This is a genomic window from Blastococcus sp. CCUG 61487, assembly GCF_005222955.1.
Lineage (GTDB): Bacteria > Actinomycetota > Actinomycetes > Mycobacteriales > Geodermatophilaceae > Blastococcus.
In genome coordinates this window covers 1-22804 of the sequence record NZ_LWUA01000278.1, presented here as the reverse complement: position 1 = coordinate 22804, position 22804 = coordinate 1, and the positions used below count along the sequence as shown (strand labels likewise).

The 22804-nt window shown below is 72.5% G+C and carries 21 protein-coding genes; 2 read left to right on the top strand and 19 right to left on the bottom strand.

What is annotated here, in order from left to right:
- Positions 1 to 24: 24 nt before the first annotated feature.
- From A6V29_RS18250 to hisD, 5 genes are all read right to left on the bottom strand, one after another.
- On the bottom strand, positions 25 to 387 hold the full coding sequence (locus tag A6V29_RS18250) for a nuclear transport factor 2 family protein (protein WP_212719588.1): 363 nt from the start codon (positions 385 to 387) through the stop codon (positions 25 to 27).
- 67 nt (positions 388 to 454) lie between these two features.
- On the bottom strand, positions 455 to 637 hold the full coding sequence (locus A6V29_RS18245; RefSeq protein ID WP_137161629.1) for a hypothetical protein: 183 nt from the start codon (positions 635 to 637) through the stop codon (positions 455 to 457).
- Positions 638 to 640: 3 nt separating this feature from the next.
- On the bottom strand, positions 641 to 1249 hold the full coding sequence (gene hisB / locus A6V29_RS18240) for an imidazoleglycerol-phosphate dehydratase HisB (protein ID WP_137161628.1): 609 nt from the start codon (positions 1247 to 1249) through the stop codon (positions 641 to 643).
- 5 nt (positions 1250 to 1254) lie between these two features.
- Entirely contained in the window at positions 1255 to 2358 is a 1104-nt protein-coding gene (locus tag A6V29_RS18235) for a histidinol-phosphate transaminase (RefSeq protein ID WP_249933336.1), read from the bottom strand.
- 5 nt (positions 2359 to 2363) lie between these two features.
- Entirely contained in the window at positions 2364 to 3668 is a 1305-nt protein-coding gene (gene hisD / locus A6V29_RS18230; RefSeq protein WP_137161626.1) for a histidinol dehydrogenase, read from the bottom strand.
- 107 nt (positions 3669 to 3775) lie between these two features.
- On the opposite strand from hisD, the gene A6V29_RS18225 reads away from it, so the two are divergent.
- Positions 3776 to 4606 (top strand): LON peptidase substrate-binding domain-containing protein, encoded by an 831-nt coding sequence (locus tag A6V29_RS18225; protein ID WP_137161625.1) that lies wholly within the window; start codon positions 3776 to 3778, stop codon positions 4604 to 4606.
- A 12-nt stretch (positions 4607 to 4618) separates the two neighbouring features.
- On the opposite strand, the gene A6V29_RS18220 is transcribed toward A6V29_RS18225, so the two are convergent.
- The 12 genes from A6V29_RS18220 to A6V29_RS18165 form a co-directional block, all read right to left on the bottom strand.
- Positions 4619 to 5026, bottom strand: a complete 408-nt coding sequence (locus A6V29_RS18220; protein WP_137161624.1) for a VOC family protein — start codon at positions 5024 to 5026, stop codon at positions 4619 to 4621.
- A 57-nt stretch (positions 5027 to 5083) separates the two neighbouring features.
- The gene (locus A6V29_RS18215; RefSeq protein WP_137161623.1) at positions 5084 to 5731 is read right to left on the bottom strand and encodes a hypothetical protein; all 648 of its coding nucleotides are present in this window, start codon (positions 5729 to 5731) and stop codon (positions 5084 to 5086) included.
- A 76-nt stretch (positions 5732 to 5807) separates the two neighbouring features.
- Positions 5808 to 9371 carry a DNA polymerase III subunit alpha gene (gene dnaE, locus A6V29_RS18210; protein ID WP_137161622.1) on the bottom strand — a complete coding sequence of 1188 codons (3564 nt, stop codon included), beginning with the start codon at positions 9369 to 9371 and terminating at the stop codon, positions 5808 to 5810.
- A 133-nt stretch (positions 9372 to 9504) separates the two neighbouring features.
- Complete coding sequence (locus A6V29_RS18205; RefSeq protein ID WP_249933328.1) at positions 9505 to 9960, bottom strand: GNAT family N-acetyltransferase; 456 nt, start codon at positions 9958 to 9960, stop codon at positions 9505 to 9507.
- Positions 9961 to 9968: 8 nt separating this feature from the next.
- Positions 9969 to 10754 (bottom strand): CPBP family intramembrane glutamic endopeptidase, encoded by a 786-nt coding sequence (locus tag A6V29_RS18200; RefSeq protein ID WP_137161621.1) that lies wholly within the window; start codon positions 10752 to 10754, stop codon positions 9969 to 9971.
- Positions 10755 to 10764: 10 nt separating this feature from the next.
- Positions 10765 to 11700: an RluA family pseudouridine synthase gene (locus tag A6V29_RS18195; RefSeq protein ID WP_137161620.1), complete on the bottom strand. Its 936-nt coding sequence runs from the start codon at positions 11698 to 11700 to the stop codon at positions 10765 to 10767.
- A gap of 49 nt (positions 11701 to 11749) precedes the next feature.
- Entirely contained in the window at positions 11750 to 12271 is a 522-nt protein-coding gene (lspA, locus tag A6V29_RS18190; protein ID WP_249933327.1) for a signal peptidase II, read from the bottom strand.
- A 140-nt stretch (positions 12272 to 12411) separates the two neighbouring features.
- Positions 12412 to 13692, bottom strand: a complete 1281-nt coding sequence (locus A6V29_RS18185; protein WP_137161618.1) for an ABC transporter ATP-binding protein — start codon at positions 13690 to 13692, stop codon at positions 12412 to 12414.
- A 49-nt stretch (positions 13693 to 13741) separates the two neighbouring features.
- The gene (locus A6V29_RS18180; RefSeq protein ID WP_137161617.1) at positions 13742 to 14575 is read right to left on the bottom strand and encodes a carbohydrate ABC transporter permease; all 834 of its coding nucleotides are present in this window, start codon (positions 14573 to 14575) and stop codon (positions 13742 to 13744) included.
- Positions 14575 to 15537, bottom strand: a complete 963-nt coding sequence (locus tag A6V29_RS18175; RefSeq protein ID WP_137161616.1) for a carbohydrate ABC transporter permease — start codon at positions 15535 to 15537, stop codon at positions 14575 to 14577. Before A6V29_RS18175 ends, A6V29_RS18180 begins: the two co-directional genes overlap by 1 nt.
- The gene (locus tag A6V29_RS18170) at positions 15534 to 16784 is read right to left on the bottom strand and encodes an extracellular solute-binding protein (RefSeq protein WP_249933326.1); all 1251 of its coding nucleotides are present in this window, start codon (positions 16782 to 16784) and stop codon (positions 15534 to 15536) included. Before A6V29_RS18170 ends, A6V29_RS18175 begins: the two co-directional genes overlap by 4 nt.
- 252 nt (positions 16785 to 17036) lie before the next feature.
- Positions 17037 to 18266, bottom strand: coding sequence for a DUF4032 domain-containing protein (locus A6V29_RS18165; protein ID WP_137161615.1), 1230 nt, complete (start codon positions 18264 to 18266; stop codon positions 17037 to 17039).
- A gap of 94 nt (positions 18267 to 18360) precedes the next feature.
- Between A6V29_RS18165 and ileS the strand changes: the two genes are divergently transcribed.
- On the top strand, positions 18361 to 21543 hold the full coding sequence (gene ileS, locus A6V29_RS18160) for an isoleucine--tRNA ligase (protein WP_170977951.1): 3183 nt from the start codon (positions 18361 to 18363) through the stop codon (positions 21541 to 21543).
- A 25-nt stretch (positions 21544 to 21568) separates the two neighbouring features.
- On the opposite strand, the gene A6V29_RS18155 is transcribed toward ileS, so the two are convergent.
- Both A6V29_RS18155 and A6V29_RS18150 read right to left on the bottom strand, forming a co-directional pair.
- Complete coding sequence (locus tag A6V29_RS18155) at positions 21569 to 22147, bottom strand: hypothetical protein (RefSeq protein ID WP_137161614.1); 579 nt, start codon at positions 22145 to 22147, stop codon at positions 21569 to 21571.
- 129 nt (positions 22148 to 22276) lie between these two features.
- Positions 22277 to 22804 (bottom strand): SPFH domain-containing protein (locus tag A6V29_RS18150; RefSeq protein WP_137161613.1); only part of this gene is annotated, 528 nt, incomplete at its 5' end.

The following is a 22804-nucleotide window of genomic DNA, read 5'->3' as shown; positions in this document are numbered from 1 at the left end:
GGCGCACTGCCTCCGGGGTAGCGCTCAGCCCGGTGCGAGCCCGGTGCCCTGGTGGTAGACGGCGCGCCAACCAGCGTCCGCCCGCTCCCAGACCGTCACCCGGCGGGAGAGGCGTGACCCCTGGCGCAGCCGGTAGGTGAGCAGGTAGGTCTCACCACCGAGGGGGCGGCAGGCGAAGTCACTGGTCTCCCACTCGTCGGGAGCGTCCTCTGCGTAGCGCCGCTCCAGAACCGACCAGACGAACTCGCGGTCGTAGCGGGCCCCGGAGGCGCCGACCTCCCAGAAGTCGGGAGCTGTCATCGCCTCGAAGGCTCCGCGCGTGGTGCCGTGCTCGGTCCGGTGGAACAGCGGCTCCAACGCCTTGAGCTCCTCGAGGACGCCGGTCACGAAGGCGACGTTACCGACGATCGGGCCACGTCAGGACCGTCGATCCAGCCTGCTGCGCCGACATGCCTCAGCCGATCAGGTAGAGGACTCCTGCCGCGCTGGCCAGCAGCGCCGCGACGAGGAGGACCACCGCCATCACGATCTGGGTGGTCGACCGCGGCTCGCCCTCGTCCTGCCCCAGCTGGAAGACGCTCCAGGTGCCGCCCAGCAGGAAGCCGCCGAGCAGCAGCAGGAGAAGCCCGTAGGTCACCGGTTACAGAGCGCCCTTGGTGGAGGGGACGTCGGTCACCCGCGGGTCCAGCGCCACAGCGACGCGCAGCGCCCGCGCCAGCGCCTTGAACTGCGCCTCGACGATGTGGTGGGCGTCGCGGCCCGCGTAGAGCACCCGCACGTGCAGGCTGATCCGCGCGTTGAACGCGAACGACTCGAGCACGTGCTTGGTGAGCGAGGTCGGGTAGTCCGGCCCGATCATCGGCGTCATGTTCTCGGGCTCGGCGTGCACGAAGTACGGCCGGCCGGAGAGGTCGACGGCCGCCTGGGCGAGCACCTCGTCCATCGGGATGGTCGCGTCGCCGTACCGGGTGATCCCGCGCTTGTCGCCCAGCGCCTGCGCGAAGGCCTGACCCAGCGCGATCGCGACGTCCTCGACCGTGTGGTGGGCGTCGATGTGCAGGTCGCCGTCGGCCCGCACGGTGAGGTCGATGCCGCTGTGCTTCGACAGCGCCGTCAGCATGTGGTCGTAGAAGCCGACGCCGGTGCTGATCGAGCTGGTGCCGGTGCCGTCGAGGTCGAGCTCGACGACCAGCTTGGTCTCGCTGGTCTCGCGCTCCACCCGGGCGGTGCGGCGTGCAGGTGCGGTCATGCTGTTCAGTCTCCCAGAGTGCTGCGTCGATCCCGCGCGACCTCACCCAGCGCGGTGAGGAAGGCGCTCGTCTCCGCCTCGGTGCCCGCGGTGACGCGCAGCCAGCCGGGCAGTCCGACGTCGCGCACCAGCACGCCGCGGTCGAGCAGCGCCTGCCACGCCTCCGCCTGGTCGTCGAAGCGGCCGAAGAGCACGAAGTTGGCGTCGCTGGGCACGCTGGTCAGCCCCATCTCCGGCAGCGCGGCGACGATCCGGTCGCGCTGGGCGCGCACCGCGTCGACCGTCGCCAGCAGGGCGTCGGTGTGCGCCAGCGCCGCCCGCGCGGCGGCCTGGGTCAACGAGCTCAGGTGGTACGGCAGCCGCACCAGCTGCAACGCGTCGACCACCGCGGGGGCCGCGGCCAGGTAGCCCAGCCGCAGCCCGGCCATGCCGAACGCCTTGCTCATCGTGCGGCTGACGACCAGCCGGGGCCGGCCGGGCAGCAGGCTCAGCGCCGACGGGGTGCCGGTCCGCGCGAACTCCGCGTACGCCTCGTCCACGACGACCACGCCGGAGGTGGCCTCGTAGATCGCCTCGATCGTTCCGAGCGGAACGGCGGTGCCGGTCGGGTTGTTCGGGCTGGTCACGAAGACCACCTCGGGATCGACCTCACGCACCTGCGCCGCGGCGGCCGCGGCGTCGATGGTGAAGTCCTCCTCGCGGTGCCCGTCCACCCAGCCGGTGCCGGTCCCGGCGGCGATGATCGGGTGCATCGAGTACGAGGGCGTGAAGCCCAGCGCCGTCCGCCCGGCGCCGCCGAAGGCCTGCAGGATCTGCTGCAGCACCTCGTTGGACCCGTTCGCGGCCCACACCTGCTCCGGCCGCACCGTCGTCCCGGCCGACCGGGAGAGGTAGGCGGCGAGGTCCGCGCGCAGCTCGCGGGCGTCCCGGTCGGGATACCTGTTGAGGTCGAGCGCCGCGTGCCCGAGCGCCGCGCCGAGGTCGGCGAGCAGCTCGTCGGGCAGCGGGTGCGGGTTCTCGTTGGTGTTGAGCCGGTGCTCGGCCGGCACCTGCGGCGCGCCGTAGGGCGTGCGTCCCCGCAGCTCCGGCCGCAGCGGGAGCTCGTCCATCGACGTCACGAGCGCTGCCGGATCCGGACCGCGGCGGCGTGGGCGGGCAGGTCCTCGGCGCCGGCGAGGGCGTCGATGTGGCCGGCGACGTCGGCCAGCGCCTGCTCGTCGTACTCCACGACGTGGATGCCGCGCAGGAACGACTGCACCGACAGGCCGCTGGAGAACCTGGCGCACCCGCCCGTGGGCAGCACGTGGTTGGAGCCGGCGGCGTAGTCGCCCAGCGAGACCGGCGAGAAGGCGCCCACGAAGATCGCTCCCGCGTTGCGCACCCGCCCGGCCACCTCGCGGGCGTTCCGGGTCTGGATCTCCAGGTGCTCGGCCGCGTAGGCGTCGACGACCCGCAGCCCGGCGTCCACGTCGTCGACCAGGACGATGCCCGACTGGCTGCCCTCCAGGGCGGTCGTGATGCGGTCGGAGTGCTTGGTCGCGGTCACCTGACCGGGCACCAGCGCCAGGACGGCGTCGGCGAGCGCCTCGCTGTCGGTGACCAGCACCGCCCCGGCCAGCGGGTCGTGCTCCGCCTGGCTGATCAGGTCGGCGGCGACGTGCGCGGGGTCGGCGGTGTCGTCGGCGAGGATGGCCACCTCGGTGGGGCCGGCCTCGGAGTCGATGCCGATGAGCCCGCGCAGCAGGCGCTTGGCGGCGGTGACGTAGACGTTGCCCGGCCCGGTCACCATGTCGACCGGCTCGCAGGAGCCCGCGCCGTAACCGAAGACGGCGACGGCCTGCGCCCCGCCGACGGCGTAGACCTCGGTGACGCCGAGCAGCGCGCAGGCGGCGAGCACGCCCGGGTCGGGCAGCCCCCCGTGGTCGCGCTGCGGCGGTGAGGCGACGGCGATCGACTCGACGCCGGCGATCTGCGCCGGCACGACGTTCATCACGACGCTGGACAGCAGTGGCGCGAGCCCACCGGGCACGTACAGGCCGACCCGGCGGACCGGCACCCAGCGCTCGGTGACGGTGCCTCCGGGCACGACCTCGGTGGTGACGTCGGTGCGCCGCTGGTCGGCGTGCACCTTCCGGACCCGGGCGATCGCCTCCTCGAGCGCCGCGCGCAGCGTCGGGTCGCACTCGGCCAGCGCCCGGTCCAGCGCCTCGGTCGGGACGGCGAAGTCCTCGTTGTCCACGCCGTCGAGGCGGGCGGTGATCTCCCGGACCGCCTGGGCGCCGCGGATGCGGACGTCCTCGCACAGCGGGCGCACGGTGGCGAGCACGGAGTCGATGTCCGTGGCGGCGCGCGGCAGGAGGCCGGCGAGATCGCGGTTTCCCGGTAGCGCGGAGCCGCGCAGGTCGATGCGGGCGAGCACGGGTGGCCTCCGGTGGCGGTGGAACGGGAACTCCCAGCGTAGCCAGCGGCCGCCGGGCACCCCGTCGCGCCCGGCACGGACCCCCCACCCGGTCGTAGGCTGCCGGGATGGGCGAGCTCATCCCGCTGTTCCCGCTGGGAACTCCCCTGTTCCCCGGTGTGGTGCTGCCGCTGCACGTCTTCGAACCGCGGTACCGCCGGCTGGTGCACGACCTGCTGGCGCTCTCCGAGGAGGACGAACGCCGGTTCTTCGGCGTCGTCGCCATCCGGCAGGGCTGGGAGGTGGAGCGCGTCGCGCCCGCCGAGGCGCTCTACGACATCGGCTGCACGGCCCGGCTGCAGCTCGTCCGGCCGCAGCCCGACGGCGGGTTCCGCGTGGTCACCGTCGGGGGCGACCGCTTCCGGCTGCGCGACGTCGTCGTGGGCGAGGACCCGCCGTACCTGCAGGGCGAGGTGGAGTGGCTCGCCGACGAGGAGGCCGCCGAGGAGGCGGCCGGCGACGCCGAGGGCACCGTCCACCCCGGCAGCGGCCACGGTCCGGCCGGGAACGGCACCCCGCCGTGCGACGAGGCGCTCGACGAGGTCGTCGCGTCGGTGGCCCACGACTCCCTCGCACTGCTGGCCGCCGGCGTGGAGGAGCTGTTCACCGACTACGTCGCCGAGGTCGCCGAGCTCGGGGCGGGCACCGGCGGCGAGGACGCCGAACGAGCGGCCCTGCTCGCCGCGGTGGCCGACGACCCGGCCGCACTGTCCTGGCTGGTCGCCTCCGCGGCCCTGCTCACCACCGAGGACCGTCAGGCGCTGCTCGCGGAGTCCGCGACCCGCCGCCGGCTGGCCGCGGAGACCAGGCTGCTCCGCCGCGAACTGGCGCTGCTGCGCGAACTCGGGGCGGTGCCCGTCCCGCTGCAGCGGTTCGCCACCCCGATGACCGTCAACTAGCCCGACGCGCGTTCACCCCGCGTCAGGCTCGCGCCTCCCGGCGAGCTCCGCCTCGCTGCGCAGGATGCAGAACTCGTTGCCTTCGGGATCGGCCAGTACGACCCAGCCGGTGCCGTCGGGGTTGCGGCGGTCGGCGAGCGTGGTCGCGCCGAGGGCGAGGAGGCGCGCGAACTCGTCGTCCCGCGACCCATCGCGCGGTCGCAGGTCGAGGTGCACCCGGTTCTTGACCTGCTTGGCCCCGGGCACCTCGATGAACAGCAGCCGGTGCGCCCCGTCGCGCGAGCTGATCGGGCACTCCTCGTGCCCGGGCTCGTTCGGGTCGTCCGGGTCCTCGACGTAGTCGAGGACGGCCTGCCACCAGCGGGACAGGCCGTACGCGTCGGCGCAGTCGATGCTGGTGTGCGACACGAAGGACGTCATCGCCGGATCGTGGCACGGCAGCCTTGCCCGGGGGCCCGTCGTCCGCCCGCTCCGGCCTCAGGGAGCAGCGGGCGGGAGCGACGCCGGGACCTCGGGCGGCGGGGCCGGCGGCGGCACGGGTCCGGGTTCGGTCCGCCCCAGCCCGTCCTCGGCGTTGAGGATCACGCCGAGCAGGTACACCAGCAGCGCCACGAACGGCGCCACCGCGAGCGCGGCGACGGAGTCCAGCCCGAGCGGGGTGGTGACCACCGCGCCCACCTCGGCGAGCTCGGCCTCCGAGGGGCCGCGTCCCAGGAGCGTCCCGACGCCCCAGGCGACCAGACCGGTCAGGAGGGTGCCGACGGCGAGCCCGGCGAGGATCGTGACGCCCCGGGCGCGGCGCACGGCCCAGGCGACCAGGCCGGCCAGCACCCCCACCCCGGCGAGGACCAGCACGAAGATGCCGTCGCCGGCCATCTGCACCTCGACCGACGGCGTCCCGATCACCGCCGGCCCGTCCTCGGTGATCCGGAAGTCCGCCCGCGGGGCGATGGCCCACCAGAGCAACCCTGCCGGGACGCCGGCGACGGCCAGGCCGAGGGCCAGCCACGCTGCCCGCGGCAGGTCGGCCCGCAGCTCTGCCCGACCGCACCACCTGTCGGCCGGTGCCGGCAGGAGAGGCGTCGCGTCCGGGGCACGATCGGGCGCGACGGGTGGCGTGCTCACCGCCCCAGTGAACCGCATGTCCCGCTGCCGGGACCTGCCGCGGACTCGCGCGCGACAGGGGGCAGGGGTCGGTCCGTCACAGCAGCGCGACGCTGGTCGGTCCCAGCAGCGCCTTGATGTCGCCCATCAGGGCCGTGCTGGGCCGGACCCGCAGCCCCTGGTCCAGCCGCAGCACCGTCTCGCGGCTGCCGTTGACCAGCTTGAGCTGCACCTCGGTCGTGCCGGGGTGGCTGCCGAGCACCTCACGGAGCCGCTCCACCACCGGCGGGGTGCAGCGGGCCGCGGCCATGGACACCAGCACCGGGCCGCGGGGACCCTCGGTGAGCTCGGGGATGATCACCTCGGAGCCGAACAGCGAGGGCTGGTCGTCCCGCCGGCTGATCCGGCCCTTCACGACGACGATCTGGTCCCGGACGACCTTCTCGGACACCTCGGCCCAGGTCTTCGGGAAGAACAGCACCTCGATGCCGGACTCCAGGTCCTCCAGCGTCGCGATCGCCCACGGCGCGCCCTGCTTGTTGGTGCGCGGGGCGACCGAGGTGAGGATGCCGGCGATCGTCACGTTGGCGCCGTCCTCGACGCCGCCGGCGTTGATCTCCGCGATCGGGGTGTCGGCGTTGGCGGCCAGGACGTGCTCGACGCCGTGCAGCGGGTGGTCGGAGACGTACAGCCCGAGCATGTCGCGCTCGAAGACCAGCCGCTCGCTCTTGGACCAGTCGGCCGTCGGGATGACGATGTCCAGGGCGTTGCCGAACGGGTCGTCGGCTGCGCCGTCCCCGTCGCCGCCGAAGCTGCCGAACAGGTCGAACTGCCCCTCGGCCTCCTTGCGCTTGAGCCCCATCGCGGAGTCGACGGCCTGCGCGTGGATGGCGACGATGCCCTGCCGGGAGTGGCCGAGGGAGTCGAACGCGCCGGCCTTCGCGAGGGACTCGATGACCTTCTTGTTGCAGGCCACCGTGTCGATCTTCTTCATGAAGTCGGCGAAGTCCTTGTAGGCGCCCTTCTCCTCGCGCGCCTTCACGATCGAGTCCACGACGTTGTGCCCCACGTTGCGCACCGACGCCAGGCCGAAGCGGATGTCGTTGCCGACGGCGGTGAAGTCCCAGGAGGACTCGTTGACGTCCGGTGGGAGCACCTTGATGCCCATCCGGCGGCACTCGGCCAGGTAGACCGGCCGGCGGTCCTTGTCGTCCTGGACGCTGGTGAGCAGCCCCGCCATGTACTCGGCCGGGTAGTTGGCCTTGAGGTAGGCGGTCCAGTAGGAGATCAGCCCGTAGGCCGCCGAGTGCGCCTTGTTGAACGCGTAGTCGGCGAACGGGACGAGGATGTCCCACAGCGTCTTGATCGCCGCGTCGGAGAAGCCGTTGGCCTTCATCCCGGCCTCGAAGCCGACGAACTCGGCGTCCAGCACCGACTTCTTCTTCTTGCCCATCGCGCGGCGCAGCAGGTCGGCCTTGCCGAGCGAGTACCCGGCGACCTTCTGCGCGATCGCCATGACCTGCTCCTGGTAGACGATCAGGCCGTAGGTCTGGCCGAGGATCTCCTCCAGCGGCTCGGCCAGCTCCGGGTGGATCGGCGTGATCTCCTGCTGGCCGTTCTTGCGCAGCGCGTAGTTGGTGTGCGAGTTCGCGCCCATCGGGCCCGGGCGGTAGAGCGCGCCGACGGCGGAGATGTCCTCGAAGTTGTCCGGCCGCATGAGCCGCAGCAGCGAGCGCATCGGCCCGCCGTCGAACTGGAAGACGCCGAGCGTGTCCCCGCGCGAGAGGAGCTCGTAGGTGGCCTTGTCGGTCAGGTCCTTGCTGATCTCATCCAGGTCCACCGGCTCCTTGCCGTTGGCCACGATGTTACGCAGCGCGTCATCGATGACGGTGAGGTTGCGTAGGCCCAGGAAGTCCATCTTGAGCAGGCCGAGCGTCTCGCAGGTCGGGTAGTCGAACTGCGTGATGACCGCCCCGTCGGCCTCGCGGCGCATGATCGGGATCGAGTCGATCAGCGGGTAGCGGCCGATGATCACCCCGGCGGCGTGCACGCCCCACTGGCGCTTCAGGCCCTCGAGCTTCTTCGCCTGGTCGACGACCTCGGCCGCTCCCGGGTCGGACTCGTAGCGGGCCCGGAACTCCGTGGCCTCCTTGTACCGCGGGTGCGACGGGTCGAAGACGCCCGACAGCGGGATGCCCTTGCCCATCACGTCCGGCGGCATGAGCTTGGTCAGCTCGTCGCCGACCGAGTAGGGGCGGTCGAGCACGCGGGCGGCGTCCTTGATCGCGGCCTTGGCCTTGATCGTCCCGTAGGTGACGATCTGGCTGACCCGTTCCTCGCCGTACTTCTCCGACACGTAGCGGATGACCTCACCGCGGCGGCGGTCGTCGAAGTCGATGTCGACGTCGGGCATGGAGACGCGCTCGGGGTTGAGGAATCGCTCGAAGATCAACCCGTGCTGCAGCGGGTCGAGGTCGGTGATGCCCATCGCGTACGCGGCGAGCGAGCCGGCGGCCGACCCACGACCGGGACCGACCCGGATCCCGTTGTCCTTGGCCCAGTTGATGAAGTCGGCGACCACGAGGAAGTACCCCGGGAAACCCATCTGGCAGATGATCCCGACCTCGTAGTCCGCCTGCTTGCGCACGTGGTCGGGGATGCCGTTCGGGTAGCGCTTGTGCAGCCCGCGCTCGACCTCCTTGATGAACCAGGACGTCTCGTCCTCGCCCGGCGGCAGCGGGAAGCGCGGCATGAGGTCGGCGCCCTCGGTGAAGGTGACCTCGCACTGCTCGGCGACCAGCAGGGTGTTGTCGCAGGCCACCTGCAGCTCGCCGGGGAACAGGGCCCGCATCTCCGCGGCGCTCTTCAGGTAGTAGCCGTCGCCGTTGAACTTGAAGCGGTTCGGCTCGTTGAGCCGCGACCCGGTCTGGATGCAGAGCAGGGCGTCGTGGGCGTCGGCGTCCTCCTTGTGCGTGTAGTGCAGGTCGTTGGTCGCCAGCAGCGGGATGCCGAGATCCTTCGCGATGCCCAGCAGCGCGGGACGGGTCTTCTGCTCGATCGCCAGCCCGTGGTCCATCAGCTCGGCGTAGAAGTTCTCCCGCCCGAAGATGTCTTGGAAGTCCGCCGCCGCCTGGCGCGCCCTGTCCTCCTTGCCGGCGCGCAGCCACATGTTCACCTCGCCCGACGGGCAGCCGGTGGTGGCGATCAGGCCCTTGCCGTAGCGCTCCAGCAGGTCGCGGTCGAAGCGCGGCTTGCGGTACTGGCCCTCGAGGCTGGCCAGCGAGGAGATGCGGAAGAGGTTGTGCATCCCCTCGGTCGTGCGGGCCAGCAGCGTCATGTGCGTGTAGGCCGCCTTGCCGCGGTTGGAGCCGCCGTCGCCCTCCTCGTCGAGCAGGTTGTCGCCGAAGTCGAACGGGGCGCGGTCGAAGCGCGAGCCCGGGGTGTAGTAGCCCTCCATGCCGATGATCGGCTTCACGCCGGCCGCCGACGCCTGCTTGTAGAAGTCGTAGGCGCCGAAGACGTTGCCGTGGTCGGTCATCGCCAGCGCCGGCATCCCCTGCTCGGCGGCCGCCTTCGTCACCTCGGGCAGCTTCGCGGCACCGTCGAGCATCGAGTACTCGGTGTGCACGTGGAGGTGCGCGAAGGACGAACTGCTGCTCACGGGTGGTCGAGCTCCTCAACTGGTCGTGCGTGCCGGCCGGCGAGGACCGGCCTGCGACCGGCGGGGAAGACCGGTGGTGCGGGTACCGAAGCGGGTCCTGCGGAGTTGCCTCGATCCTCGCACTGGTTCGTGTCTACGCCGAGGGTCTGACAGGACGTGTCTGCTCACAGCCGAGGCGCCGCCGCATGGTCACGTGCCGGATGCCGGCCTCCTCGTACTCCTCCCCCACGGCCGCGTAGCCGGCCCGCTCGTAGAACCGCCGGGCGGTGACCTGCGCGTGCAGCTCGACGACCTCGACGCCGCGCAGCCGCGCCTGCCGGTGCAGCTCGGCCAGCACCTTGGCGCCGAACCCGCGGCCGCGCACGCGCGCGTCGGTGGCCATCCGACCGAGCGACGCCGTCGTCCCGCCGTCGCCGGGCAGCAGCAGCCGCCCGGTGGCGACCACCCGGCCGTCGTCGTCCCGGGCGAGGGCGTGCACGGCCGCGGCGTCGCGCTCGTCCTGCTCGATCTCGGGCGGCACGCCCTGCTCGTGCACGAAGACGCGGGTGCGCAGGTCGACGACCTCCGGCCAGTCCGCCGCCGTCGCCACCCGCGCGCTCACCACGCCGGCCGCCCGTCGGGCAGCACGCGCGTGGGCACCAGCAGGAAGCGCAGGTCGATGGCGGCGTGCAGCAGCACGGGCAGCAGCAGCGAGCCGGTGTCCAGGTAGAGCGCGGCCATCACACCGCCGAGGACGCCGGTGAGGACGACGCCGGCCCGGCCCTGGTAGGCGTGCGCCAGCCCGAAGGCCACCGCGGCCACGGCGACGAGTGCCCAGGCCGGCAACCCTCCGGCGACCGCCGCCACCACGGCGAGGAAGAACCCGCGGTAGAGCCACTCCTCGCAGACCCCCGCGGTGATGCCGACGACGGTGAACAGCCGCCGCTCCCCCGGCGTCCGGGGCAGCAGCGCCAGGGTCGAGTGCCCGGAGGGCTCGGCGTGCCGCCCCCGGGTCGGTGGGCGGCGGGCCGGCGGGGCCTCCAGCAGCACGCCGCCGCGCAGCGCCCGGGTGGAGGCGACGACGAAGACCAGCACGAGCAGGACCACGAGCCCGGTGAGCGGCTCCGGCCACGAGGTGGGCCAGGTGAGGCCGACGGCGGCCGCGTCGACGTCGGTCGCGCCGAGCCAGACGAGCAGGGCCAGCAGCGCGAGGCCCCACTCGAGGACGAGCAGCCGGCCGTAGAAGGAGCGGCGGGCCCCCGGATCGGTGCGCAGCCGGCCCTCGAAGCGGCGGTGCAGCACGTGCCCGGCGACCGGCTCGCCCGCCATGAGGTACACGGCGACGACGACGGCGGCGAAGGCCGCCGGGCCGAAGGCCTCCAGTGACTCCGGCAGGGCGGTCACGGCAGCAGCGTCACGCCTCGGCGCGCAGGACGGCCAGCGCGCCGGCGAGGTCGGGCGGGTACTCGCTGGTGAACTCCACCCACCGGCCGTCCGCCGGGTGCGCGAACCCCAGCCGCACCGCGTGCAGCCACTGGCGGGCGACGCCGAGCCGGGCGGCCAGCGTCGGGTCGGCGCCGTAGGTGGTGTCGCCCACGCAGGGGTGGCGCAGGGCGGAGAAGTGCACGCGGATCTGGTGGGTGCGCCCGGTCTCCAGCCGGATGTCGACGAGGCTGGCCGCCGGGAACGCCTCCACGACCTCGTAGTGCGTGACGGACGGGCGGCCGCCCTGCACCACCGCGAAGCGCCAGTCGTGCCTCGGGTGCCGGTCGATCGGGGCGTCGATCGTGCCGCGCGAGGGATCGGGGTGGCCCTGGACCAGGGCGTGGTAGCCCTTCTCGACGGTCCGCTCCTTGAACGCCGCCTTGAGCGCGGTGTAGGCGCGTTCGCTCTTGGCCACGACCATCACGCCCGTCGTGGCGGCGTCCAGGCGGTGCACGACCCCCTGCCGTTCGGCGGCGCCGGAGGTCGAGACCCGGAAGCCCGCCGCCGCCAGCCCACCGATCACCGTGGGGCCGTCCCAGCCCGGACTCGGGTGGGCGGCCACCCCCACGGGCTTGTCCACGACGACGAGGTCGTCGTCGTCGTGCAGGATCGTCATGCCCTCGACCGGCCGCGGCGGTGCGGGCTCGCCCGGCGGCGGCGGGAGCTCGACCTCGAGCCAGCTGCCTCCGCTGACGCGGTCGCCCTTGCCGCGCACGCGGCCGTCGACGACGACGTGGCCGGCGTCGGCCACCTCTGCGGCAGCGGTGCGGGTCAGCCCGAACATCCGAGCGAGCGCCTGGTCGACCCGCTGCCCCTCGAGCCCGTCGGGCACCGGCAGGGCGCGGTGCGTCCCGGGAGAGCTCATCACGGGCCCCATTGTGCGGGTCCCGACGGGCGGGGAGCCGCAGCCGTCGCTATCGGGCGTCGTCCGCGCTGGCCCGGCTGCCGTCGAAGTCGATGCCGCGCAGCGCGAGGAAGGCCCCCAGCAGGCCGCCGCAGACGATCGCGGAGTCGGCCACGTTGAAGACCGGCCACACCTCGCCGTTGGGGCCGAAGACCGACACGAAGTCGACGACGCCGCCGCGCAGGAAACCCGGCTCGCGGAAGATCCGGTCGATCAGGTTGCCGATGGCACCGCCCAGGACCAGCCCGAGCGCCACCGCCCAGGCGGTCGAGAACAGCCGCTGGGCAGTCCGCACGATGACCACGACGACCGCCAGCGCCACCACGGTGAAGACCACCGTGAACCCCTCGGCGAAGGAGAAGGCCGCGCCGGTGTTGCGCAGGTGGGTGAGGTAGACCGCCCCGCCCAGGAGGCGGATGTTCTCCCCGCGCTCCACGGTGGCGACCACCGCGACCTTGGTGGCCAGGTCGAGCGCGAGCACGGCCGCGGCGAGGGCCAGGAGCAGCCTGGTGAGCGGCCGGCGTCCGCTCACCGCCGGGGTCTCGCCGGCGGAGGACTCGTGGTGTTCGGACAGGGGACGCTCCTCGGCTCGGCGGCGGCGCCGGTCCGGCGCCGCCGCCACCGACGATAGCGACGGCCCCGTCCGGGGCTACGACGCGCGCGGGAGCGGGCTCAGACCGAGGCCGCGGTGGCCCCGCCGGACCGGCCGGCGCCGGCCGACGCGCCGCGCACCTCCTCGAGCTGCTCCTCCCGGTCCTGCGTGGCCATCCGCGTGAGCTCGGCGCCCGCCTCGGCGTCGCGGGTCAGGTTCTCCCCCGACTCCGGGTCGAACACGTGCACCTTGCGGCTGTCCAGCCAGAACTCGGCCTCGCGGCTCTCCCGGATCCGGCTGGTCGAGTCGATGGAGACGATCGCCTGGGTCCGGAGCTCCTCGGCGTCGAGCTCGCGGGAGAGGTCGCGCAGCTTGGCCTGGATGGACTCCGGGGCCTCGTACGGGATGTAGGCGTACTGGGAATCGCCCAGCCACTCGGTCACGTCGACCTTGGCGGTGAACGTCGAGCCGACCGGGCGCTTGGCCTCGTCGACCAGCGAGGCGTCCTCGAAGTACTCCGGCCGGATGCCGACCAGGAGCAGGTCGTGGCCGGAGACCGCGGCCACCCGCTTCTCGTCGAGCTCGATGTTCCCGAACCGTGTGGTCAGCGCGTTGCCCTCGAGCGTCGCCGGGAGCAGGTTCATCGGCGGCGAGCCGATGAACCCGGCCACGAACAGGTTGGCCGGCTGCTCGTAGAGCTCGCGCGGGGAGGCGACCTGCTGGATCTTCCCCTTGCGCAGCACGCAGACCCGGTCGCCGAGGGTCATCGCCTCGGTCTGGTCGTGCGTGACGTAGACGGTGGTGATCCCCAGCCGGCGCTGCAGGCGCGAGATCTCGGTGCGCATCTGCCCGCGCAGCTTCGCGTCGAGGTTGGACAGCGGCTCGTCGAAGAGGAACGCCTCGGCGTCGCGCACGATCGCCCGGCCCATCGCCACCCGCTGCCGCTGGCCACCGGAGAGGTTCGCCGGCTTGCGCTCCAGGTGCTCGCCGAGCTCCAGGACGTCGGAGGCCTCCTGGACGCGGCGCTTGACCTCGTCGTCGGGCGTCTTGGCCAGCCGCAGCGGGAAGGCGATGTTCTCGAACACCGTCATGTGCGGGTAGAGCGCGTAGTTCTGGAAGACCATCGACAGGTTGCGGTCGCGGGGGGCGAGGTCGTTGACCCGCTTGCCGCCGATGATCATGTCGCCGCTGGTGATGTCCTCCAGGCCGACGATCATCCGCAGCAGCGTCGACTTCCCGCAGCCGGACGGGCCGACGAGGATCATGAACTCGCCGTCGGCGATGTCCAGGCTGACGTCGTTCACGGCCGGGAACCCGTCGCCGTACTTCTTGACGATGTTGCGCATCTCGATGGAGGCCATCAGTACTCGTCCCCTCGGGAGGTCGGCGGAGCAGTGGTCACGACGGCGGTCATCCCTTGACCGCTCCGTTGGTCAGGCCGGCGACGATCCGGCGCTGGAAGAGCAGCACGAGGACCACGACGGGGATCGTGACGACGACGGCCGCGGCCGCCGTGACCGTGGTCGGGTCCTCGAACTGGGAGGCGCCGGAGAACAGGCCCAGCGCCGCCGGGACGGGGCGGGCGGCATCGGTCGAGGTGAGCGAGATGCCGTAGACGAAGTCGTTCCAGGCGATGAAGAAGGCGATGATCGCGGTGGTGAAGACGCCGGGCGCAGCCAGCGGGACGATCACGCGGCGGAACGCTTGCCAGCTGGTGGCGCCGTCGACCTGCGCGGCCTGCTCCATCTCCCACGGGATCTCGCGGAAGAACGCCGACATGGTCCAGATCGAGATCGGCAGGGTCAGCGACAGGTACGGGATGATCAGGCCCAGCCAGGTGTCGTAGAGCCCGATCTGCCGCCACACGTTGAACAGCGGCGTGACGATCGAGATCACCGGGAAGATCGCGACGCCGAGCGCCGTGGACAGGATGAGCTTCTTGCCCCGGAAGTCCAGCCGGGCGATGGCGTAGGCCGCGAACATGGCCAGCAGGCAGGAGATCGCGGTCGCGATCAGGCAGATCCCGAACGAGTTGCGCAGCGCCGGCAGGAACAGGTCACCGGCCGAGCCGGTGAACAGGTCGTCGTAGTTGCGCCAGGTGGCCTCGGTCGGCAGGAACGAGCCGTTGCTGACGTCGGAGGGCGCCTTGAACGACAGCGAGACGATCCAGGCGATCGGGAAGAGGCAGTAGACGATGATCAGCGCGCCGCCGACCCACCACCACGCCTTCTCCTTCGTGGACATCAGCGGTCACCCCTCGTCTGCGACAGGTCGATCCGGAAGCCCTTGATGAACCCGAGGGCGATGATCACCACGGAGATGAACAACAGCACGGAGACCGCGGAGCCCAGGCCGATCTCCAGCCGGGAGATCGTCTGCCGGTAGGCCAGGAACGAGACCGACTCGGTGCCGTTGGCGCCGTTGGTCATGATGAAGATCGAGTCGAAGATCCGGAATGCGTCCAGCGTGCGGAACAGCAGCGCGACCATGATCGCGGCCTTCATGTTGGGCAGCGTCACGCGCCACAACCGCTGCCACCAGGTGGCGCCGTCGACCTTGGCGGCCTCCTGCAGCACCTCGGGCACCTGCGCCAGGCCGGCGAGCAGCAGCAGCGAGATGAACGGCGTGGTCTTCCAGATCTCGGCGAGGCAGATGACGAAGATCGAGGTCCCGAAGTCGCCGAACCAGTCGGTGTTCTCGGCGACACCCGGCAACCAGGTGAACCAGCTGTTGATGAACCCGGTGTTGATGTCGTACATGAACTGCCAGGCCAGGGCCGAGACGACGGTGATGACCGCGTACGGGATGAGGATCGCCGCGCGCAGCACCGGCCGGAGACCGCGCATCGCCTTGGCCATGACCATCGCCAGGGCGAAGCCCAGGACCAGCTCGACGACGACGGTGATGACCGTGATGAGCAGGGTCACGCCCAGCGCCTGCCACCACAGCGGGTCGGTCAGCACCACCCAGTAGTTGCTGAGCCCGGTGAACGCCCGCTCGTCGGGGTTGGTGAGCCGGTAGGAGAACAGCGAGTCGTAGACCGCCTGGGCGATCGGGTAGGCGGTGACGGCGAGCATCACCGCGAACGCCGGGCCGGCGAGCAGCCAGCCGAGGCGTCGCTCGGCCTTCGACTTGTCGCTCAGCCCCCCAGGTGGTGACGAGACCGGCTCGGTCTTCTCGCTCGGCGGAAGCGTCGTGGTGGTCACAGCAGCTGCTCCCCTCGGAGGACGGCGCTGATGAGCTCGGCGGCCGACTCGGGGGTCCGCTCCGGGTCGATCGTGCTCACGGGGTGGTACTCGCGCTGGATGCCGCCGGAGACCTCGTTGTAGTAGACCGTCTGCGGGCGGGGAGCCGCGAGCTCGAGGGAGTCGCGGATGAGCGGGGCCTGCGGGAACGCCTCGAGCACGTCCTCGTCCTCGTAGGCCGCGCGGTGCGCCGCCGGGTTGCCGTCGCTGACGAAGTACCGCGCCTGGTTCTCGGCCGAGACGATGCACTCCGCTGCCTCGTAGGCCGCGTCCACCTTCTCGCTGAAGGCGCCGACGGCGATGTTGATCCCGCCGAGCGGCGGAGCGCTCTCCTCGTCCTCGTCGACCCGGGGGTAGAGCGCCCAGCCGTAGTCCTCGGGCACCGACGGGTCGAGCGTCCCGGCCTCCACGGCACCCAGCGCCCGGGGGTAGACGAACGGCCAGTTGACCATGAAGGCGGCGTCGCCCTGCTCGAAGTCGGTGGCGTTGGCGTCCTCGTTCGCCGTCGAGAACGCCGGCGGGGTCACCTCCGCGACCCGCCGCATGACCTCGGCGGCGCGGATGCCCGCGTCCGAGGCCAGCCCCAGCTGGATCTGCTCGGGGTCGGTCGAGTTCTCCTCGATGATCGACCCGCCCGCGGACTCGATGAGGGCGTTGAGCCACACCGTCAGCGACTCCGCCCGGGCGCCCTGCGCCGCGATCGTCGTGCCCTGCTGCTCGGCCGCGTCCACCAGCTGGTCCCACGTGACGGGCTGGTCCATGTCCAGGCCGGCGGCCTCGGCGACCGACTTCTTGAACCACAGCAGCTGGGTGTTGGCCCAGAACGGGAGGGCGACGAGTTCGTCGTCCCACATGGCGCCGTCGATCGCGCTCTGCACGACGTCCTCGGTGACCCGGTCGGCCACGCCGTCCGGCACCGGGGCGAGGAAGCCCGCCTGGGCGAACTCCGGGATGAACGGCGGGTCCAGGCTCATCAGGTCGATGGAGCTGTCGTTGGCCGCCAGCCGGCGGATGAGCTGCTCGCGCTGCTGCGACGCCTCGCGCGGGAGCTGGGAGGTCTCGATCCGGTAGGCGCCGCCGGACTCCTCCGTGCACAGCCGGGCGATCTCGGCCTGGCCGCCGGAGTCGGGGTTGGTGTACCAGACCAGCGTCGACCCGCCGGTGCCCCCGCCGCAGCCGGACAGGACCGACGCCGCGACGAACGACACCGCCGTGCCCGCCAACGCCCGGCGGGACCGGCGTCGGCCCGGTGGCGGGAGCGCCCCGTACCGACCTCCGCCAGGGCTCCGGCTCCCCGCCATCCGCACGGTCATCGCCTCCGTCCGCTCCGTCCGGGGCGGCGGTCCGTCGCCGCCGCCCCCGAAGCGTGATGCAGCACACAACGACCCGCAAATCATGGCGCTATCCATCCGTTACCGGAACGTCTTCCGACGTCACCGCGGGAACGGCGGACGATCCGGTCAGCGGCGCCGGATCATCACCGACGGGGTGGTGACCTCGCTGGGCGTCTTGGGCAGCTCGTGCTCGAAGTAGGAGCGGGCGGCCTCCGTCGTCCCGACGTCGCGCTTGGCGCGCTCGGACAGGAACCACCGGTGGTCGAGGACCTCGTGGAAGATCTGCGCCGGCGCCAGGCGGCCGGCGAGCTCGGGCGGGATCGCGTCGACGACGGGCTGGTACACCTCGGCCAGCCAGCGGTGGGCGGCGAAGGTGTCCGAGACCGGGTGGCCGTCCCGCTGCTCGAGGTAGGCGCGGTAGGCACGGATGTCGTTGAGCAGCCGCTGCGCCTGCCGCTCCTGGACTTCCAACCCGGTCAGCCGGAACAGCTCCCGGCGGTCGTGCCCGGGCTCGGACACCCGCGTCTCGACGCGCAGCCGGGTGCCCTCGTCGCCGGTGATCAGCTCCACCTCGCCGACGTCGAAGCCGAGGTCGTTGAGCCGCTGCAGCCGCTCCGCGACCCGGTACCGCTGCTCGGAGGGGTCGATGAGCTCCTCGCGGGTGACCTCGTCCCACAGCGCCTCGTACCGCGGCGGCAGGCTGTCGGCGGCGGCGATCGGGTCGACGCCCTCGGGCAGCAGGCCGCCGAACTGCAGGTCCAGCAGCTCCGCCCCGACCCGCTCGCGCGCCAGGTCGACGTCGTAGCGGCGCTGGCCCGGTGACAGCGACGGGTACCGCTCGGCGGTCTCCGCGTCGACGAGGAAGGCGGTGAACGCGCCCGCGTCGAGCCGGAAGAGCGTGTTCGACAGCGAGCAGTCGCCCCAGAAGACGCCCGCGAGGTGCAGCCGCACGAGCAGCACCACCATCGTGTCCAGCAGCTTGTCGGTCGAGTGCTCGCCCTGCGGGCGGGAGAACAGCCACCGGTAGGACATGGAGTACTCGAGGTACCGGGTCACCAGGATCGCTTCCTGGTGGTCGGGCCGGTCCACGCAGATCCCGAGCACGTGGACGGCGGGCAGCCCCTCGGCCTCGAACTCGGTGAGCAGCGCGTACTCGTGCCGGGCCAGCCGCTCGGAGATCTCCTTCAGCGCGTAGACCCGCCCCTCGGTCGCCACGAACCTGACGACGTGCCGCGAGATGCCCCGCTGGGGCACGTCGAGCAGCAGATCCGGGTCCCACTCCTCCAGTGGCTGGTGCCACGGGAGGCTGAGCAGGCCGGCCGCCTCGGTGGCCGGCGGGCGGAAGAGATAGCGCATCAGGCCCTCCTCCGGGGGTCGACGCCCTCGCGGGGATCCTAAGGGCACCGGCCGCGAGGTGCGGCGTGCGAACCCGGTTGCCGGTTCGGGGAGAATGGATCCCGTGAGTTCACCCTCGGCCACCGGCCCGTTCTCCGCGCTGCCCCCGCAGGTCGACCTCCCGGCTCTCGAGCGGCAGATCCTGGAGCGGTGGGAGGCCGACAAGGTCTTCGCCCGCAGCCTGGAGGCGTCGGCCGGGAAGCCGCAGTGGAACTTCTACGAGGGTCCGCCCACCGCCAACGGCCGGCCGGGCACGCACCACATCGAGGCGCGCGCGTTCAAGGACGTCTTCCCCCGGTTCAAGACGATGCGGGGCTGGCACGTGCCCCGTCGCGCCGGCTGGGACTGCCACGGCCTGCCGGTCGAGATCGCGGTCGAGCAGGAGCTCGGGTTCGCGGGCAAGCCCGACATCGAGCGCTACGGGATCGCCGAATTCAACGCCCGCTGCCGGGAGTCCGTCGTCCGGCACGTCGACGCCTTCTCCGACCTCACCCGCCGGATGGGCTACTGGGTCGACATGTCGACCGCCTACTGGACGATGGACTCCAGCTACGTCCAGAGCGTCTGGTGGTCCCTCCAGCAGATCCACCGCAAGGGCCTGCTCGTCGAGGACCACCGGGTCGCGCCGTACTGCCCGCGGTGCGGCACGGGGCTCTCCGACCACGAAGTGGCCCAGGGCTACGAGACGCTGACCGATCCCTCGGTCTACGTGCGGATGCCGGTGACCAGCGGCGAGTGGGCCGGCCGGGCCGACCTGCTGATCTGGACGACGACGCCGTGGACGCTGCCCTCCAACACCGCTGTCGCCGTGCACCCGGACGTCACCTACGTGGTCGCGAGGCGGGGTCAGGACACGCTCGTCGTCGCCGAGCCGCTGCTGGGCGCGGTCTTCGGCGAGCTCGACGACGTCGAGGTGCTGGCCCGCACGTCCGGCCGGGACTGGGAGCGGGTGCACTACCAGCGGCCGTTCGAGCTGGTCGAGTTCCCGGCCGGCGAGGACGCGCACTTCGTCGTGCTCGCCGACTACGTGACCACCGACGACGGCACGGGCCTGGTGCACCAGTCCCCCGCCTTCGGCGCCGACGACCTCGCGGTCTGCCGGAGCTACGGCCTGCCCGTGGTGGTCCCGATCGACTCGACGGGGCACTTCCTGGCCGACGTCCCGCTCGTCGGCGGGCACTTCTTCAAGGCCGCCGATCCCGCGCTGGTCGAGGACCTGCAGGCCCGCGGCCTGCTGTGGCGCGAGCAGCGGTACGAGCACAGCTATCCGCACTGCTGGCGGTGCCACACGCCGCTGATGTACTACGCGCAGCCGTCCTGGTACATCCGGACGAGCGCGATCAAGGACCAGCTGCTCGCCGAGAACGAGAAGACGAACTGGTACCCCGGGAGCATCAAGCACGGGCGCTACGGGGACTGGCTGAACAACAACGTCGACTGGGCGCTGTCCCGCGACCGGTACTGGGGCACCCCGCTGCCGATCTGGCGCAACGACGCCGACCCGCAGCGCATGGTCGTCGTCGGCTCGCTCGCCGAGCTGTCGGAGCTGACCGGGCGCGACCTCTCCGGCCTGGACCCGCACCGGCCGTTCATCGACGAGGTGACCTTCACGGTGCCCGGCGAGGAGGGCACCTACCGGCGCGTGCCGCAGGTGATCGACGCCTGGTACGACTCCGGCTCGATGCCGTTCGCCCAGTGGGGCGCACCGTTCCGGAACCAGGAGGAGTTCGAGGCGGCCTATCCGGCGCAGTTCATCTGCGAGGCGATCGACCAGACCCGCGGCTGGTTCTACTCGCTCATGGCCGTCGGCACGCTGGTGTTCGAGCAGAGCTCCTACGAGAACGTGCTGTGCCTGGGCCACATCCTGGCCGAGGACGGCCGCAAGATGAGCAAGCACCTGGGCAACATCCTCGAGCCGATCCCGCTGATGGACCGGCACGGCGCGGACGCCGTCCGCTGGTTCATGCTGGCCGGCGGCTCTCCGTGGTCGGCCCGCCGGGTCGGGCACGAGACGCTGTCCGAGGTGGTCCGCAAGGTCCTGCTCACCTACTGGAACACGGCCAGCTTCTTCACCCTCTACGCGGAGGCCAACGGCTGGGACCCGCGCGCCACGCCCGCGCCCGCGCGCGCCGAGCGGCCGCTGCTGGACCGTTGGGCGCTGGCCCGGCTCGCGGCGGTCACCGACGGCGTGACCGGAGCCCTGGAGGACTTCGACACCCAGGGCGCCGGCCGGCTGCTCGCCGGGTTCGTCGACGACCTGTCGAACTGGTACGTCCGCCGGTCCCGCCGGCGCTTCTGGGACGGCGACCCCGCCGCCCTCGCCACCCTGCACGAGGTGCTCGACGGCCTGACCCGGCTCATGGCCCCGTTCACCCCGTTCGTGACCGACGAGGTCTGGAGCCGAGCCGTGCTGCCCGGGCTGGGGCCGGACGCACCGGACTCGGTGCACCTGGCCGCCTGGCCCTCTGTCGACGAGGACGCCCGGGACGACGCCCTCGTGGCGCAGGTCGACCTCGTCCGCCGGCTGGTCGAGCTGGGCCGGTCGGCGCGTACCGGCGCCAAGGTCCGGACCCGGCAACCGCTGGCCCGGGCCGCCGTGGCCGCCCCCGGCTGGGCGCAGCTCCCCCGCGACCTGGTGGCCGAGGTCGCCGACGAGCTCAACGTGACCGAGCTGGTCGAGCTGTCGGCCGTCGGCGAGCTCGTCGACGTGAGCGTGAAGGTCGACTTCCGCGCGGTGGGGCGCCGGCTGGGCAAGCAGGTGCAGGCCGTCGCCCAGGCGGTCGCCGCCGCCGACCCGGCGGAGCTGACCGCGGCCTACCGCGCCGGTACGGCCACCGTGGATGTCGACGGAGCCCCGGTGACGCTGGCGGACGGCGACCTGATCGTCACCGAGACGCCACGCGAGGGGTGGACGGTGGCCAGCGGCACGGGGCTCACCGTGGCGCTGGACCTGACGCTGACCCCCGAGCTGGAGCGGGCCGGGCTGGTGCGGGAGGTCATCCGCGCCGTCCAGGAGACCCGCAAGAAGAGCGGCCTGGAGGTCACCGACCGGATCCGCCTGTGGTGGGGCACCGACGACGAGCAGCTGCGCCGGGCGCTGACCGAGCACGGGGACCAGCTCGCCCGCGAGGTGCTCGCCACGACGGTGCTCGCGGGCACCGAGGCGGCCGACGGGGACACCGCCGTCGTCGAGGGCCTGCCCGCCGGACTCGAGATGCGGATCGCCCGCGCCGGGTAGCGCCCAGGGGTCGGGCCCGGGGGCCTCAGTCCTCGGTCGCCTGCTTGCGGGCGCGCACCTGGGCGGCGAGCGTCGCGTCGGGACGGCACACGCCGCAGGGCGTGAAGCCGTCGGTGCGCGCCTCGTCGAGCGGGATCGGGATGGTCGTCCGGCCGGTCAGGTGCCGGCAGCCGGCCACGTGGTAGCGCGGGTGCTCGTCGACGACCAGGACCTCGTCCTGGAGGTCGACCACCAGGAGCAGGTCGGTGACCTCGACCTCCTCGACCGGGGGCTCCCCCGCCTCCACCGGATCGGCGGCGGTCGAGGCCGGCGTCGTGGCCGGGGACGTGGCGGGGGGTGAGGACGGCGTCGTGGCAGGGGGCGACGTGGCCGAGGCCGCGGTGCTGCCGCCGGGCTGCCGTGGCGCTCCTGCGGGCACGGCGTCCTTCGCCGGGTTCCGGGCCGGCCGGTCGGGCGCCATCCGGACCCGCGCGATGACCAGCAGGACCGCCGCGACCACGCAAGCGCCCACGCACGACCAGTAGAAGGCCGTCTCACCGGTGAGCACGCCGGCGACGAACAGCCCGAGACCGACGAGCAGCAACAGGGCCGCACCCAGGATCACGCCTCGGAGGATAGGGGCACGGCGGCTCGCCCGCGCCGGCCAGCGCGCCCGCGCCGTCCCCGGACGTGCGACAGGCCCCCGGACGTCGTCCGGGGGCCTGTCGCGACGGCCGTGCTCCACGGCCCCGCGCTACGCGGTGGCGTGCTGGTTCTGCCGCGCGTTCGAGGCGGGCTCGGCCGAGCCGCGGCTGTCGAGGTCGCGCAGGTTGGACTCGAGGAACGACCGCAGGCGGGTGCGGTACTCCCGCTCCATCGTGCGGAGCTCCTCGATCTTGCGCTCCAGGTTGGAGCGCTTCTCCTCGAGGCTGCCCATCACCTCGACGTGGCGCCGCTCCGCGTCCTGGTCCAGCGCCGCGGCCTTGGCGCGCGCCTCGCGCTCCATCGTCTCGGCCCGCGTGCGGGCGTCGCCGATCATCGCGTCGGCGCGGTGCTTGGCCTCGGCCACCATCTGCTCGCTCTTGGCGCGCGCGTCGTTCATCAGCCGCTCGCTGTTCGCCTTGGCCCCGCTGAGCATCTGCTCGGCCTGGGTCTTGGCCTCGTTGACGTAGCGGTCCGCGGTCTCGGTCGCCAGCGCGAGCATCCGGGAGGCCCGGGCGCTGTCGTCCTCGCGGGGCTGCTGGGCCGGCGGCGCGGCGGGAGCGGGCGCGGGGGCCGGCGG